Origin of the sequence: Erythrobacter aureus (genome assembly GCF_003355455.1) — a bacterium.
In the GTDB taxonomy this organism is placed as follows: Bacteria; Pseudomonadota; Alphaproteobacteria; order Sphingomonadales; family Sphingomonadaceae; genus Qipengyuania; species Qipengyuania aurea.
Genome location: NZ_CP031357.1, coordinates 373,393 through 388,987 on the forward strand (window position 1 = coordinate 373,393; position 15,595 = coordinate 388,987).

General features: G+C 63.4%; 14 protein-coding genes. 5 read left to right on the top strand and 9 right to left on the bottom strand.

Annotation, left to right across the window (positions count from 1 at the left end; translation table 11 throughout):
- Nucleotides 1–6: 6 nt before the first annotated feature.
- The gene (locus DVR09_RS01790; protein ID WP_115415411.1) at nucleotides 7–453 is read right to left on the bottom strand and encodes a DUF3576 domain-containing protein; all 447 of its coding nucleotides are present in this window, start codon (nucleotides 451–453) and stop codon (nucleotides 7–9) included.
- A gap of 336 nt (nucleotides 454–789) precedes the next feature.
- Between DVR09_RS01790 and DVR09_RS01795 the strand changes: the two genes are divergently transcribed.
- From DVR09_RS01795 to DVR09_RS01805, 3 genes are all read left to right on the top strand, one after another.
- Nucleotides 790–1,554 carry a hypothetical protein gene (locus tag DVR09_RS01795; RefSeq protein ID WP_115415412.1) on the top strand — a complete coding sequence of 255 codons (765 nt, stop codon included), beginning with the start codon at nucleotides 790–792 and terminating at the stop codon, nucleotides 1,552–1,554.
- Between the two features lie 116 nt (nucleotides 1,555–1,670).
- Entirely contained in the window at nucleotides 1,671–2,396 is a 726-nt protein-coding gene (gene phbB, locus DVR09_RS01800) for an acetoacetyl-CoA reductase (RefSeq protein ID WP_115415413.1), read from the top strand.
- 65 nt (nucleotides 2,397–2,461) lie between these two features.
- Nucleotides 2,462–2,731, top strand: a complete 270-nt coding sequence (locus DVR09_RS01805) for a ribbon-helix-helix domain-containing protein (protein ID WP_370459212.1) — start codon at nucleotides 2,462–2,464, stop codon at nucleotides 2,729–2,731.
- A 27-nt stretch (nucleotides 2,732–2,758) separates the two neighbouring features.
- Here the strand turns inward: DVR09_RS01805 and DVR09_RS01810 are convergent, their stop codons facing one another.
- Together DVR09_RS01810 and murA are read right to left on the bottom strand one after the other, a co-directional pair.
- A complete protein-coding gene (locus DVR09_RS01810) occupies nucleotides 2,759–2,983 on the bottom strand; it encodes a hypothetical protein (RefSeq protein WP_115415415.1) in 225 nt (74 codons plus the stop codon).
- A 63-nt stretch (nucleotides 2,984–3,046) separates the two neighbouring features.
- Entirely contained in the window at nucleotides 3,047–4,330 is a 1,284-nt protein-coding gene (murA, locus tag DVR09_RS01815) for a UDP-N-acetylglucosamine 1-carboxyvinyltransferase (protein ID WP_115415416.1), read from the bottom strand.
- Nucleotides 4,331–4,454: 124 nt separating this feature from the next.
- Here murA and galU point away from each other — a divergent pair, with 124 nt between their 5' ends.
- On the top strand, nucleotides 4,455–5,345 hold the full coding sequence (gene galU / locus DVR09_RS01820) for a UTP--glucose-1-phosphate uridylyltransferase GalU (RefSeq protein ID WP_115415417.1): 891 nt from the start codon (nucleotides 4,455–4,457) through the stop codon (nucleotides 5,343–5,345).
- Nucleotides 5,346–5,586: 241 nt separating this feature from the next.
- On the opposite strand, the gene DVR09_RS01825 is transcribed toward galU, so the two are convergent.
- The 6 genes from DVR09_RS01825 to DVR09_RS01850 all read right to left on the bottom strand — a co-directional run bounded on the left by DVR09_RS01825 (nucleotide 5,587) and on the right by DVR09_RS01850 (nucleotide 13,784).
- Complete coding sequence (locus DVR09_RS01825) at nucleotides 5,587–7,197, bottom strand: site-specific DNA-methyltransferase (protein ID WP_115415418.1); 1,611 nt, start codon at nucleotides 7,195–7,197, stop codon at nucleotides 5,587–5,589.
- Between the two features lie 115 nt (nucleotides 7,198–7,312).
- Nucleotides 7,313–8,860, bottom strand: coding sequence for an acyl-CoA synthetase (locus tag DVR09_RS01830; protein WP_115415419.1), 1,548 nt, complete (start codon nucleotides 8,858–8,860; stop codon nucleotides 7,313–7,315).
- Between the two features lie 152 nt (nucleotides 8,861–9,012).
- Nucleotides 9,013–9,693: a M23 family metallopeptidase gene (locus tag DVR09_RS01835; protein ID WP_115415420.1), complete on the bottom strand. Its 681-nt coding sequence runs from the start codon at nucleotides 9,691–9,693 to the stop codon at nucleotides 9,013–9,015.
- 142 nt (nucleotides 9,694–9,835) lie between these two features.
- Complete coding sequence (locus DVR09_RS01840) at nucleotides 9,836–10,636, bottom strand: ferritin-like domain-containing protein (protein WP_115415421.1); 801 nt, start codon at nucleotides 10,634–10,636, stop codon at nucleotides 9,836–9,838.
- The gene (locus DVR09_RS01845) at nucleotides 10,633–11,106 is read right to left on the bottom strand and encodes a peroxiredoxin (RefSeq protein WP_115415422.1); all 474 of its coding nucleotides are present in this window, start codon (nucleotides 11,104–11,106) and stop codon (nucleotides 10,633–10,635) included. The genes DVR09_RS01840 and DVR09_RS01845 overlap by 4 nt, the downstream gene beginning before the upstream one ends.
- The gene (locus tag DVR09_RS01850) at nucleotides 11,103–13,784 is read right to left on the bottom strand and encodes a bifunctional [glutamine synthetase] adenylyltransferase/[glutamine synthetase]-adenylyl-L-tyrosine phosphorylase (RefSeq protein ID WP_115415423.1); all 2,682 of its coding nucleotides are present in this window, start codon (nucleotides 13,782–13,784) and stop codon (nucleotides 11,103–11,105) included. Before DVR09_RS01850 ends, DVR09_RS01845 begins: the two co-directional genes overlap by 4 nt.
- Before the next feature lie 106 nt (nucleotides 13,785–13,890).
- Here DVR09_RS01850 and DVR09_RS01855 point away from each other — a divergent pair, with 106 nt between their 5' ends.
- A complete protein-coding gene (locus tag DVR09_RS01855) occupies nucleotides 13,891–15,594 on the top strand; it encodes a M28 family metallopeptidase (RefSeq protein WP_115415424.1) in 1,704 nt (567 codons plus the stop codon).
- Nucleotide 15,595 lies beyond the last annotated feature (1 nt).

A 15,595-nucleotide genomic window follows, 5' to 3' on the forward strand; every position in this document is an offset into this window, starting at 1 on the left:
CGGCAATTAGCTGACGGCCTGGCGGCGCAGTTCGCGCGCCTTGGTGAGAATGATGTCTTCCAGCTTCTGGACGGTGGCCGCCTGGATCGGTGCATCGACCCAGCTTCCGCCCTGATTGATCTGGCGGCTGGCGGCAACGCGAAGGGCGTCCGCGCGCAAATCCGAATCGAGGATGGTGATAGTCATCTTGACCCGCTCGCCCGGATTGCTCGGATTGGCATACCAGTCGGTCACGATCACACCGCCATTGCTGTCCGCCTGAAGCAGCGGGGCGAAGCTGACCGCGTCCAGGGCGGCGCGCCAGAGATAGGAATTGACGCCGATCGTGGTGACCTGCGCCGCGGCAAGATCCGCCTGGGGCCGTTCGCGCCCGCCGCAGGCCGCGAGACCGATTGTGGCCGCGACCGCGATCGCGATGGTAGCGGGGCGGCGGAAGGTTGCGAAAGCGCTCATGTCGGTCCTTGGTGTCCTGCGGGTTTCAAGGCTCTATAAAGCCTGCTCGCATGGGAGCAAGGCATAGGGCCGTTTGCAGCGACACTCACCCCCATACGCGTGAATGCGGCCTTAATCCCGTTCCGCTCGGGCGAGCCGACGACAAGTGCTTGTGGAAACTCGGCAACACTTTTTCCCAATTGCCGAGATCGTCTGTGGAAAAGCTGGCCATGGCACAAAGGAATGCTAGTCTCGCTTCGGAGCACAAAAGGAATCGGCATCAACAGTGCCGGAGTCAGGAACCATTCAAGAGATTTCTGGCTTGATAGTCCGGTAGAAAAGGGAAGCGTGTTGAAAATGGCGGATTCGGTGAAAGGTCAGGGCAGAGCGCGACGCGCACCTGCGATGCTGGCTGTTGCCGGTCTGGCGCTCATGATTCCCGCGACCGGCCTCGCCGTGGTGCAAGGCGATGCGAAGGCCGCTCTTCCGGAAACAGTATCTTACCTGCCGTTCACGCCGGCCAGGGTCGACCCGCAGCTTGCCGCGCGCGTCGCCGCGGTGATGGGCGAAGACGGGCTCCGCTTCACTCCCGCGAGCAAGCCGCTGCTGGCACAGGATCGCACGGTGACCGTGGCTGTGCGCGTGGACGATGCAACGGCGCGCGCGATTTCGGTTCGCAGCGCAATCGATTCGGTTGGCGATGGTGAACGCAATCAACGCCTTCTCGCGATCAGCCAGACCAGTTTCAATCTGGGCGTGGCGCGCGGCTATCAGAGTTTCGCCCAGCCCGCCAAGCCGACCACCGTCTCGGTCGGCCTGCGCGACATGGGCATGCCCGATCTTTCGACCTTCGCACCGGACAAGGGCGAGAAGGCCGAAAAGCCCAGCCGCTTCAATTCACGCCTTGCGCTGGAAAAGCAGGACAATGCCGGGCGCTCGCCGCGTACTTTCGAAGGTGCGGGCAATCAGAGCGTCGATATCAGCACCTCCTATCGGGTGGTCGGCAACCTCAATCTGACCGCGGGCGTCCGCCTGTCGAAAGACAACAATCGCCTGGCTCCCCTTACCGATGGGGTCGAGGACGATCAGGCCGTTTATGTCGGCACGCGCGTAAGCTTCTAAGACATTGGTCGAGAATTCGCTCGCATAGGCGCCAATTGGGGCGAATTGACTTGGCTCGCGCCGCATCCCTCGCTTAAATCCGTGGAGACGCTACGGAAAGCTGGGGAGAAGAGATTATGTCACGAGTTGCCATCGTAACCGGGGGCACCCGCGGAATCGGTCGTGCGATCTGCGAAAGGCTGCGCGACGAACGCGGCTTCACGGTCGTCGCCAATTATGCAGGCAATGACGATGCGGCGAGGAAATTCACCGATGAAACCGGCATTCCCACGATCAAGTTCGATGTCGGCGATTACGACGCCGTACAGGACGCCTGCCAGAAGGTCGCCGGGGAACACGGACTGGTCGATGTGGTCGTCAACAATGCCGGTATCACGCGCGATGGCACGCTGCTGAAGATGAGCTACGAGGATTGGGACGCCGTGATGCGCACCAATCTTGGCGGATGTTTCAACATGGCCAAGGCGACCTTCGCGGGAATGAAGGAGCGCGGCTGGGGCCGAATCGTCAATATCGGATCGATCAACGGTCAGGCCGGGCAATACGGACAAGTGAATTACGCCGCCGCCAAATCCGGTATTCACGGCTTTACCAAGGCACTGGCGCAGGAAGGCGCACGTTTCGGAATCACCGTCAATGCGATCGCACCCGGTTACATAGATACCGATATGGTCGCCGCCGTGCCCGAACCCGTGCTGGAGAAAATCGTCGCCAAGATTCCAGTCGGCCGGCTCGGCAAGGCGAGCGAGATCGCCCGGGGCGTCAGCTTTTTGTGCTCCGAACATGCCGAGTTCGTCACCGGCTCCACCATGAGCATCAATGGCGGCCAGCACATGTACTAAGAACCGGGGTGTGGTAGGATTAGGGGGCTTTCCGAGCGACGCGCGCCTGTTTAGGAGCGCGCGAAATGGAAATGCCTCCCTATCATCCGCCGAAAAAATACTCCGTCCGCATAGACGGGCACCGCACCTCGATCAGCTTGGAGCCCGTGTTCTGGGAGAAGCTGTGCGCGGCCGCTGCCGCCAGGGGGCAGTCGATCAACGCTCTGGTCGCGCAGATCGATGCCGAACGCATCCGTTCGGAAACCCCGCCGGGCCTGGCCGGGGCGATCCGCATCTGGCTGGTCACACACGAAAAAAGCGGCTGGATCACTCCAGCCGCCCCGTGTCCGATCTGATCTGATTCTGGCCTAGATCCGCGAAATTCAGTATTTCGCGGTGGCATCGCTCGCCGGATAGGTCTCGTCGAGCGCTTCGTCGGTCGCGCTCATCGGTTCGTGCGACGTGGTCGCTTCGGCGCCCGCATTGCGGAACGGACCTTCCGGCTCGCCATCGGCGAAGGCTACGCCGTTGCGATCGACGCGGTTCTTTTCATAATAGCGATATCCGGCATATCCGAGGCCGCCGAGCGCCAAGAGCTTCAAAAGCATGTCAGTGAACTCCTTCCTTTCCCGACCAACGCACAGGGGTGGGAAAAGTGCCGTCTCGCGGCTTCAATCGTCCCCGACCCGTTCGATATCGGCGCCGACCAGTTGCAGCTTCTCCTCGAGCCGCTCATAGCCGCGATCCAGATGGTAGAGACGGCGCACGGTTGTCTCGCCGCGGGCCGCCAATCCGGCGATCACCAGGCTCATCGAAGCACGCAGATCGGTCGCCATGACCTCGGCCCCGGTCAACTGGACGGGGCCGCGCACGATCGCGGTGCGGCCTTCGGTTTCGATGTCGGCTCCCATTCGCGCCAGCTCGGGCACATGCATGAAACGGTTTTCGAAGATCGTTTCCTTGAGCACGCTGGTGCCTTCGGCGCGGGTCAGCAGGCTCATCAACTGCGCCTGCATATCGGTGGCGAGGCCGGGGAAAGGCGCGGTGGTGAGATTGTGCGCCTTGAGAGGACCCTTGGCCGCAACGGTGATGCCCTTCTTGTCGCTGTCGATTTCCACGCCGATGTTGCGCAGCGCGTGGATGGTGGAGCCCATGTCGCCTGCCTCGGCCCCTTCGAGCCGCACCTCGCCGCCGGTGATGGCAGCCGCACAGGCATAGGACCCGGCCTCGATCCGGTCGGGCATCACACGATAGGTCGCTCCGTGTAGCGTGTCGACGCCGTGGATGGTCAGTTCCGAAGTGCCGATGCCCTCGATCTCCGCGCCCATCGCGGTCAGCAGATTGCACAGATCGACGATCTCCGGCTCGCGCGCGGCGTTGCGCAAGATGCTGGTGCCGTTGCAGAGCGCGGCGGCCATGACGGCGTTCTCCGTCGCGCCGACCGAAACCACGGGAAAGTCGAACTCGCCGCCGGGCAGGCCGCCATCGGGCGCGCTGGCTTTTACATAGCCTTGCGCCAGTTCGATATGCGCCCCGAAGGCTTCGAGTGCCTTGAGATGCAGATCGATCGGGCGGTTGCCGATGGCGCAGCCGCCGGGCAACGAAACGGTCGCCTCGCCCGTCCGCGCCAGCAGCGGGCCGAGCACGAGGATCGAGGCGCGCATCTTGCGCACCAGATCGTAAGGCGCGACCGAGCTGGTGATCCGCATCGCTTCGAGCGTGACGTTCCGGCCGAATTCGTCGGGCCGCTTGCCGGGAATGGTATGGCTCACCCCGAACTGCGTCATCAGATGCTGGAACCCGTCGATATCGGCAAGGCGCGGCAGATTGCGCAGAGTCACCGCCTCCTCGGTCAGCAGAGCGCAGGGGATGAGCGTGAGCGCGGCATTTTTCGCGCCCGATATGGGGATGGTGCCCGACAGGCGATTGCCGCCGCGAATGATGAGTTTGTCCATGAAAGTGTGCTTTACCCCTGGTCGCCCCACTGGCAAGCGTCACGACAATGTCGTACCCGCGCGCTTGGGGTGTTTCGTCCGTTCCATCCCCTGTGCCCCCTCCGGAAAAGCCAGGTGAGCCGAGATGACTGCACATAAACCCATAAGGAAAGCGGTGTTTCCCGTTGCCGGGCTGGGCACGCGTTTTCTTCCCGCGACCAAGGCTATTCCCAAGGAGCTGTTGCCGATCGTGGACCGTCCGCTGATACAGTATGCGGTGGACGAGGCGCGCGAGGCGGGCATCGAGCAGATCATCTTCGTCACCGGACGCGGCAAGACCGCGATCGTCGAACATTTCGACGTCGCTTACGAACTCGAACATACGATGAGCGAGCGGGGCAAGGATCTGAGCGTGCTCGAACCCACGCGGGCAACGCCGGGGGACGTCATCACCGTGCGCCAGCAGGTGCCGCTGGGCCTGGGCCACGCGATCTGGTGCGCGCGGGCGATCGTGGGCGACGAGCCCTTCGCCATCCTGCTGCCCGACGAGCTGATGGTTGCGGAAAAAGGGGGCGGCACCGGCTGCATGAAGCAGATGGTCGAGGCCTATGAGGAAGTGGGCGGCAACCTCATCTCCGTTCTCGAAGTGCCGCAGGAGGCGGTGTCGAGCTATGGCGTGATCGCCCCGGGCGAGGTGAAGAGCGACACGCTGACCGAGGTGACCGGGCTGGTCGAAAAGCCGCCCGTGGCCCAGGCCCCGTCGAACAAGATCATCTCGGGCCGTTATATCCTCCAGCCCGAAGTCATGCGCGTGCTGGAAGATCAGGAAAAGGGCGCGGGCGGCGAAATCCAGCTAACCGACGCCATGGCTCGCATGATCGGCAACCAGGCCTTCCATGCCGTTACCTTCGCCGGCCGCCGCTTCGACTGCGGCAGCAAGACCGGCTTCGTCGAAGCCACGCTGGCCCTGGCGCTGGAGCGCGAGGACATGGGCGCCGAAGTGCGCGCGATGGCGGAGCGGTTGCTGAGGGGTTAGGGCGACACTTGGGCGACAAAGGCGACACCCTGTCACCCGAGGCAAGCGCCCCGTTACCGCAACAATTACAATGTGTTGGCGCGAACTCGCCCCATGTGTGGGTCGGTGTCTCCCCCCCCCCCCGCGGGTGCGTGTGGATAGTCGATGGAGACCCAGATCGCAGCCTAACACCAAACCGAGCCTGTAGGACAGGCTCGGTTCGCGCGAAGCCCAATCGAACAAAGGGCTCGCACTCCAGAAATTAGAGCAGTTTCGCCTGCTTGCTGGTTTCTTCGCGCCTGGCCTTTTTCGCCACGCTGGTATCCACCCACGGAATATCCGGTCGCTTGTTCTGGAACAGTTCGGCCAGCGTGATGATCTGCAGACGCGGATGCTTGCGCCCGGTATATTCGTTCTCCCAGACACCGACCGCCGCCGCATCGCGTTCCATCGCTCGGGTGGGAAGTTGATTTGTAATCAGCACCCCGATCTTCGCCCCTTCGCGCTCCATCACCTGGGCGAGACGGCCCACGTCCTTCACGCCGGTGGCACCGCCCTTGACCTCGACGATCGCTTTCTCGGTCTTCTTGCCATCGGGCTTGAACCAGATGATGCCATCGATCCCGCCATCCGGCCCCTTGCGCCCGCCCTTCCACGGATCGGCATCGACGACGCTGAGCGCCCACAGCTCGAACTGGTGCTTGTCGCGCTTGGCGAGATCCTGCGCGCTGGCAAGCGATTGCGGACGGCCCTTCACTTCGAAATCGAGCGCGGGGAAGGCTTCCTTCATGCGCTTTTCGATCAGGCCCACGGCGAGATGGGTGACATCGATCCCGATCCACTGCCGCCCCAGCTTCTGCGCCGCATGCACCGCCGTGCCGCAGCCGCAGAACGGGTCGAGCACGACATCGCCTTCGTTGGAGGAGGCGGCGATAATGCGTTCGAGCAGCGCGAGCGGTTTCTGCGTGGGGTAGCCGAGGCGTTCTTGGGCTTGGGAGTTAATGGGCGAAATGTCGTCCCAAAGCGTGTCGACCGTTTCACCTTCAAGTTCATCAAGAAAGCGCTTCCGCTGAAGTCGTTTCTCTTTGCTATCAGGAAAGTGCACCCGACCCTCGGCATCCATCTCCTTCATACGCTCGAGCGACACGGCCCAACCTTTCTCAGGCGGTTGATATCCTTTGTACTCGTAGACAAGATTGGGTCGGAATGACGGGCTAGTCAGGTTATCCAAACGATACCGTCGCCCGCTTTCGTCAACGTGGGTAAACTTGGAGTTGATGTAATCCTGACTGTTCGGTCGGTATTGACGGACAAAAGCGGAGGCTGGTGATTTCGCATAGAACAGAACGATGTCATGGCTCACACCGAACCTGATCGCTGCGTTGTTCGTTTCACCCCTCCCGGCCTTTCGCTTCCATACAATCTCGTTCCGATAGTTCGTCGCCCCAAACACCCCATCGAGCAGCAGCTTGAGGTAATGGCTCGCGGTCGGATCACAGTGCAGGTAGAGCGACCCCGTCGGCTTCAACACCCGGTGCAGTTCGATCAACCGCACCGCCATCATGGCGAGATAGGCCATCATGTCGTTTTCGCCGAGGAAATCGCGCATGGCCCGCAACAGCGTGAAGGCGTCGGTATTGCCGCTGCGCATGACCTCGTCGAAGGCGTCCTCCGCGCTGTCGTTCCAGTGCCAGGTATCCTCGAACGCCTCGATCTGGCTTTCGGACTGCGCGCCTTCGGGCGACTTGAACAGAATATTGTAATTGGCGTTCGAGTTGAACGGCGGGTCGAGATAGACGAGATCGACGCTCTCGCTGGCGATATGATCGCGCAGGACGTGCAGATTGTCGCCGAAATAGAGCGTATTGGTCACGAAACGCCTCCCTGACGCCTGTTCTAGCGCAGCGGAGTCGCGGGGCAAGTGGCGGATTTCCCATATGGCGACCGCGCGCCATGGCCGTGCTGCGCGGCTCTCTCCGCCGCTGCCCTCAGGCTTGCTCCGTCTCTTCCTCGGCCTTGCGCAGATATTCGTCGCGCAGTTCGCGTTTGTAGAGCTTGCCATTCGCCTCGCGCGGCAATTGCGCGCGGAAGTCGAACAGCTTGGGCATCTTGATCTTGGCGAGGCTGGGGGCGAGGAAATCGCGCAGCTCCGCTTCCAGCGCATCGCCTGCCTCGGCCATCTCCACCGGCTGGACCACGGCGACGACTTTCTCGCCGAAATCGGGACAGGGCGCGCCGATCACCGCGGCATCCATGACCTTGTCATGCGTCACCAGCAGGTTCTCGATTTCCTGCGGATAGATGTTTACCCCGCCGGAAATGATCATGTGGCTCTTGCGGTCGGTGAGGTAGAGATAGCCGTCCTCGTCCACATGGCCGATATCGCCCAGCGTCATCCAGCCCTTGGGATGCATCGCCTCGCGGGTCTTGTCGGGATCGTTGTGATAGGTCGGAATATTGGCGTTCTCGAAGAATAGCAGCCCGTCCTGCCCCGGCGGCAGCTCCTCGCCATCCGGCCCGCAGACGTGCAGCGTGCCATGGATCGCCTTGCCCACGCTGCCGGGATGGGTGAGCCAGTCCTCGGCCTTGATCAGCGTCATGCCGATGCCTTCGGACCCGGCATAGTATTCGTTGATGATCGGCCCCCACCATTCGATCATCTCGCGCTTGATCGGCACCGGGCACGGCGCGGCCGCGTGCAGCGCGCGCTGGTGGCTCGACAGGTCGTATCGGGTACGAACTGCCGGATCGAGCTTGAGCATGCGGACGAAATGGGTCGGCACCCACTGGCTGTCGGTGACCTTGTAGGTCTGGATCGTCTCCAGCGCGTGTTCGGGATCGAACTTTTCCATTACCACGACCGTTCCGCCGAGCCGCTGCGCGGTGGTGCCCCAGCCGAGCGGGGCCGCGTGATAGAGCGGCGCGGGCGAGAGATAGACCATGCTCCCGTCGGCAGGCATGCCCGCCCCCATGATCGCCAGCGCGACCAGCGGATTGGTGGCGAGGATATCGTCGTCTTCGGGCGGGGCGGGCTTCACCCCCTTGGGCCGGCCCGTCGTGCCCGAGGAATAGAGCATGTACTGACCCGGTGCCTGGTCCGGAATCGGTTCGGCAGGCTGCGCGGCCAGGGCAGCTTCGAAATCCTCCTCGCCCTCGCCGCCCACGATCAGCAGGGGCAGGTCGGCGCATTCGCCCCGAATATCCTCGATCACCTGGGCGAATGTGGTCGTCGTCAGCAGGAATTTCGCGCCCGCATCCTTGAGGATGTAGCATATTTCGGGAGCCGTCAGCCGAGTCGAGATCGGCACCAGCATCGTGCCCGCGCGCTGCGATCCCCAAACCACTTGCAGGTAATGCGCATTGTTTTCCATCAGCACCGCGAAATGGTCTCCGCGCTCCACCCCGCGCGCGCGCAGGAGCTGCGCGAAACGGTTGGCATAATCGTCCATTTCGCCGAAGGTCACGGTCTCGCCGCTGCCGGCCATGATGATCGCGGGGTGGTCGGGGCGCGTCTGCGCATGGGTGACGGGGTGCATCGGTCTGTCTCTCTCCTCTCCGGCGGTCCGTCATTCATGCGGACTCGTCCGGTTTCGCAAAGAAACCTACCTAACCCTCTCGCTCGGGCAAGAAAAAAGGCGGCGGGATTTCTCCCACCGCCCTTTTTGCGAAGCCCGATGGGCCGATTGGCTCAGTTTTCGTCGCCGTCGCCCTGGCCGCCAGTGCCGGTCGCGAGCGCGAAGGCGCGCTGCGCTTCCGATTCGACCATATAGGGAACCGGGTTCACCGCCTTGCCATCGATGCGGACTTCGTAATGCAGGTGCGGGCCGGTCGAACGGCCGGTCGACCCGACATAGCCGATGATATCGCCCTTCTTGACGCGCGTCCCGGCTTCGACCGCGATGCCCGACATATGCGCAAACCGGGTCTGGAGGTTGGCACCGTGTTCGATCGAGACATATTTGCCGTAGCTCGAGAACCACTCCGCCTTGCTGACATAACCGTCGGCGGTGGCGTAGATCGGTGTGCCGGTCGGCGCGGCCAGATCGACACCGTTATGATTGCGGCGACCGCCGAGAACAGGGTGCGTGCGCATGCCGTAGTCGCTCGTCAGGACGGTGTTGTCGAGCGGCATGCGCGAGGGCACCGAAACGCTTGCAGCGACAGGCGTCGAGCGATCGAGCTTGTCCCACTGCGCGAAGAGCTGCTGGAACTGCGCATCGTCGCCGCCCCGTCCGGGCGCCGCAACCTTGCTCATGTCGATAGCGCCGACGGCGGCGGTGTTGGTTTCCTGCGCATGGGCCGGTGCCGCGGCGATGCCGAAAGCTGCTGCGACCGATGCGAGGACAAGCGTAATGCGCTTGTTATTCATGCTAACCCGTCCATCCGGCGCTTTACCGCGCCTTTTTGATCCCTGACATATCCAGCGTCCCGTGCCGGTATGCCATTTTTTTGATGTCACTGCCGGAACCCCCCGGCATCTCGTGAGTATGGGTTATGAGTGAAAAAAGTAATCAGGCAATAGCCGCGTAGAAGTCGCGCGGCAGGCCGCCTGCCAAACGCGCTGAGTCGTTGAACGGCCCTTTCAGCTCTCCGGAAAAGTGGATTTGGACCAATTTCTGCCACGATTCCCGTGGGTTTTCGCCGCGCGTCGCGCAAACAGCGTGAAAATGCTGGGAGCCCGCAGCGACGTGGCGAATTTCATCGTCAAGGATTCGCTGGAGAATTTTCGCCCCGTTTTCATCGCCTTGCGCCCTTACCCTCTCTAGTGTCGCAGGCGTGACGTCGAGACCGCGCGCCTCGAGAACCATGGGAACGATTGCGAGCCGCGCAGCAACGTCGTGCGCAGTGTCCCGCGCAGCGCCCCACAGTCCGTCGTGCGCAGGCAACGCTCCATAGTTGCTGCCGAGCGAATCGAGTTTGCGGGCGATCAGCGCGAAATGCATCGCTTCGTCGGCCGCCACTGCGAGGAAGTCCGACACGAAGGTCTCGCCCATCGATTCGCCGAAGCGGCCCGCCATATCGAGCGCAAGGTCGATGGCGACGAATTCGATATGCGCCAGCGCGTGCCAGAGCGCGATGCGGTTGCGCCGCGACCCCATCTTTCCACGCCTGGGCATGCGGCCCGGAGGCAGGAGCTCGAGCGCGGTCGGCCACGCAGGGCGATCGGGCATGGCGACATCGAACACGAAATCGAGCCGCCCAAGCCGCCAGTCGCGCGCCACCTGCCGCGCCGCGAACACCTTGGCGGTCGCCTCGCCGGTGAGCAGCACATCGCGGATCGCGGTCGCGACTGAGCGACGCGCGGACTTCATGCCGAACGGGCGGCTTCGAGCACTTCTTCGGCGTGGCCCTTAACCTTCACCTTGGGCCAGGTCCGCAGGATCGTACCGTCTTCGCCGAGGAGATAGGTCGTGCGGACCATGCCCATGAAGGTCTTTCCGTACATCTTCTTCTCGGCCCAGACGCCAAGTTCGTCCGACAGCCCGCCTTCCTCCGCATCGGTGGCGAGATCGACCGTGAGATCGTGCTTGGCGATGAAGTTCTGATGCTTCCTGGCCGAGTCCTTGCTGACGCCGAGGAGAGCGACGCCCGCCTTGTCGAATTCGGGCTTGAGCGCGGTGAAATCCTTCGCTTCGGTCGTGCAGCCGGGCGTGTTGTCCTTGGGATAGAAGAAGATCACCGCCTTCTTTCCCGCAAGATCGGCCTTGGTCACCGTGCCGCCATCAGGGGTTTCCATCGAAAAATCGGGGAAGGCATCGCCTTCGCCATAGCTCTTGGTCATTCGTCCAACTCCAGGGTTTCGCCGTAGATATCCTGCCAGGCCGCCGCAACTTCAGCGCGGGCGGCACCCAACCGTTCGATCAGGCACGCATAATCCTCGCACCCGCTTTGCCGCGCCAGCAGCGATGCTGCCGCCGGATCGGGGCGATCGAGATCGGGGGCCAGCAGCCGGGTACCGACCAGCAGCCGCGTCATCAAGTCGTGCGCCCCGGCGATCGTACCGGAAAAGCGGCCTGCCTTGACGAGGGTGTCGATCGCCAGACCGAGATCGGGTGTTACGGCCTGGCGATCGCGCAGTTGAAGGAAATGTACGAGAAACTCGATATCGACCAATCCCCCGCGCAACAATTTGGCGTCGAGCGGACCTTTGGCCGGTTTGTGATCGGCCATTTCGCGACGCATCTTTATCAGGTCGGCACGGAGCCTTTCCGGATCGCGTTCGCGCGACAGGATCGACGCCACGACCTGATCGATATCCTCGCGCGCCGTTTCGCTGGCGGCGAGCACGCGCGCCCGAGTGAGCGCCATATGCTCCCAGGTCCAGGCATCTTCGCGCTGGTAACGGGCGAAACTCTCGACGCTGACCGCCAGCGGTCCCTGATTGCCCTGCGGCCGCAATCGGGTGTCGACCTCGTAAAGCGCTCCCTGAGCAGTCGGCACGCTCAGCGCCGCCGTGACCCGCTGGGCGAGCCGGTTGAAGTAGAGGGTGGCGCCCAAAGGGCGCGGTCCGTCGGATTCCCTCTCATGCGTGCCGGTGAATAGATAGATGATGTCGAGATCGGAGGCGTGGGTGAGCACGCCGCCCCCCAGCCGCCCGAGGCCCAGGATCGCCAGTTCGCTGCCCGCGATCCGCCCGTGCTTGGATGCGAATTCCTCCTCGGCCGCATCGAGCGCGACCCGCAGCGCGGCCTCGGCCGTGCGCGAAAGGCCCGCTGCGATCGCCAGCGGATCGTGAGCCGCCTCGATAAGCTGGACGCCAAGCGCAAACCGCATTTCGCCGGTCACCACCCGCAGCCGGTCGAGCCGCATCTCGTAATCGTCGCCGCGCTCGCGTCGGCCCATGCGCGCCGCCAGCTCGTCGACACTTCCCGGAAGGTCGAGCGCGGTACGATCGATCAGCGCATCGAGCAGATCGGCCCGCCGCGACAGTTCCTCGGCCAGCGGCGGGGCGAGTGTCAGACAATCGGCGATCAGGGCGAACAGGCCAGGCCGCGCCTCGAGCAGGCGAAAAAGGTTGATGGCGCTGGGCAGGCGCGAGATCAGGCTTTCCCAGCGCACAAGGGCAGCATCGGGATCGGGGGAAGTAGCGATCGACGAGAGCAGATCGGGCCTGATCGCCTCGAAAGCCCCGAGCGCTGCACTGCTGCGCAGTGCCTGGTATTTTCCATCGGTCCAGCCCGCCACCCGCTCGGCGATATCCGCGGGCACTTGCGGCGCATGCTCCTCTCCGGCCACGACATGCGGTGCGCTCGCGGGCACCGATATCCTGTCCTCATCAAGCAGCGCATCGAAGCGCTCGGCCACCGGGCGGGCAAGGTCCCGCACATATTCGACCAGAGCCGCGCCATCGGCAAGCCCGTGAAGCCGCGCGGCAGTGTCCAGTGCTTCACCCGAGGGCAGCGAATGGGTCTGCTGGTCGCCGATCATCTGCAACCGGTGTTCAATGGTCCGCAGCCCGTCATAGCTTTCGCCAAGCGCCCGCGCATCGTCTTGCGAAATACGCCCCGTTGCCGCCAGTGCATCGAGAGTCTGACGCGTACCCCGCACCCGCAACGCCGGATCGCGCCCGCCATGAATCAATTGATGTGTCTGGGCGAAGAATTCGATTTCGCGAATACCGCCCCGGCCCAGCTTGAGGTTGTAACCGGGCTGGGGCACGGGCGGGCCACTTTGTTTGTCGCGGATGCGGTGGGTCAATCGCCGGATTTCGTCGATGGCGCCGAAATCCAGGCTGCGCCGCCAGACGAAGGGGCGGATATGATCGAGAAAGGCCTCGCCCGCCGCTATGTCTCCCGCGCAGGCGCGCGCGCGAATGAAAGCCGCGCGTTCCCATGCCAGCGCCGAACTTTCGTAATGTGTGATCGCCGCATCGAGCGGGATCGCCAGCGGAGAGACTTCCGATGCGGGCCGCAGCCGCAGATCGACGCGAAAGACATAGCCTTCGGCCGTCACTTCCGACAACAATCGCACGATCTCCCGCGCATAGCGCTGCGCCGCCTCGCCCGGTTCGTCGCGTTCGCGCCGTGCAAGCGTTTCCGGCTCGTAAAGCAGGATCGGATCGATGTCCGACGAATAGTTCAGTTCGCCCGCGCCATGCTTGCCCAGGGCCAGGCCGATCATGCCGGCAGGCTCCGCATCCGGCACGCGCCGAAGAATAGCCGCCCCGATGGCATCATGCAGCGCACGGTCGGCAAAGAACGATAGTTCGCGCATGACCTTGTACAGATCGAAAGCGCCCGCCAGATCGCCCACCGCCAGCACCAGCGCCAGGCCGAGCCTTTCGCGGCGCAGGGCCGTCGGAATATCGGCGGCCTCTACCTGCTTGGCGGCAAGCAAGGCTTGTTCCCCCTCGCCAGCGGCCAGCAACTCCGCCAGATCCGGCCGTCGATCCAGCGCACGCGCGAGAAAGGGGGCGTTTTCGCGGGCGCGGGCGAGCGCTGAGGTCCAGTCGGCTGACATCGATCACGTCCCTGCCGCTGCACGAGCGCGCGTGCAAGCTTGCCCTTGCCCCTTGCCGCCGACTAGAAGCGCCCGCAGAGGAATAGGACGCCAGAGAGGATCCCCCATGAAACGCCTTGCATTTGCCGCCTGTTCGGCACTGCTGCTCACCGCCTGCCAGGATCTCGGCCAGGTCGACAATGGCACCGACGCGCTCGACCTGCCCGACGTCGCCGACGGAACGATCTCCGAAGAGACGATGAAACGCGTGACCGAACGGCTTTCATCCGATGAGTTCGAGGGCCGTGCGCCCGGCACCGCGGGCGAGGAAAAGACCGTCGCCTATCTGATCGAGGAATTCGAGAAGGCCGGCCTTACACCCGGCAACAACGGCAGCTGGGTCCAGGACGTGCCCCTGGTCGAAATTACCGGCAGGGATTATGCCCCGCTGACCATCTCCGGTGGCAAGGATGGCGACATGCAACTCGCCTACAGCACCGACTGGGTCGGCGTGACCTATCGCGAGGATGCCGAAACCACTCTCGAGAATAGCGAACTGGTCTTCGTCGGATACGGCGTCAACGCGCCCGAGAAGGGCTGGAACGACTATGACGGCGTGGACATGACGGGCAAGACCGCGGTCATCCTGGTCAACGATCCCGATTACGGGACGGAGACGCTCGAAGGTCCCTTCAACGGCAAGGCGATGACCTATTACGGCCGCTGGACCTATAAGTATGAGGAAGCCGCCCGCCAGGGCGCGGCGGGCGCCATCATCATCCACGATACCGAACCGGCCAGTTATGGCTGGAACGTCGTCGAAAGTAGCTGGTCCGGCCCGCAGGCCTATGCCTCGCGCGGCGACAATCCGCCGCCGATGACGCAGGTCAATGGCTGGGTACAGAAGGAAAAGGCGCGCGAAATCCTGGCGGCCGCAGGCCAGGATCTCGACGAGCTGATGGCCGCCGCGCGTAAAAAGGACTTCGCAGCCGTCCCGCTGGGCCTCACCGCGTCGACCAGCTTCTCGAACGATATCCGCACCTTCGCTTCGCAAAATGTGATCGGCATCCTGCCGGGAAGCGAGCGCGCGGACGAATACGTCATGCATACGGCGCATTGGGACCATCTCGGACGCTGCACGCCCGCTCCCGATGGCGACGATATCTGCAACGGCGCGGTCGACAATGCGACCGGGACCGCAGCGCTGGTCGCGCTGGCCGAAGCCCATGCCAAGGCGGGGCCGGCCAAACGCAGCCTCGTCTTTCTCGCCGTAACCGCAGAGGAATCGGGCCTGCTGGGTGCGGATTACTACGCCGCGAACCCGGTTTTCCCGCTCAACCGGACGGTAGGCGGCATCAATATGGACGCCTTCCTGATGGCCGGTACGGCCAAGGATGTGACCGTGGTCGGGCCGGGCAAGTCGCAGCTCGACCTGTTCCTCGACAAGGCGCTGATGAACGACGACCGGGTGACGACGCCCAATCCCAATCCCGAAGCGGGCTATTATTACCGTTCGGATCACTTCGCCTTCGCCAAACGCGGCGTACCGATGCTCTATCTCGATGGCGGCGAGGACCTCGTCGAAGGCGGCGCGGAAGCGGGCGCCGCAGTGGCGGCCGACTATCGCGAAAACCGCTATCACGGACCCAAGGACGAATACGATCCGAACTGGGATTGGTCGGGTGTGATGAGCGATCTTGCGCTGTTCTATCGCATTGGCCGCATGCTGGCGGATTCGACCAGCTGGCCGAACTGGAACGAGGGCGACGAGTTCAAGGGTACGCGCGACGAGGACTGCGCCACCGAGGGCGCTGGCTGCGCACCTGCCTGAT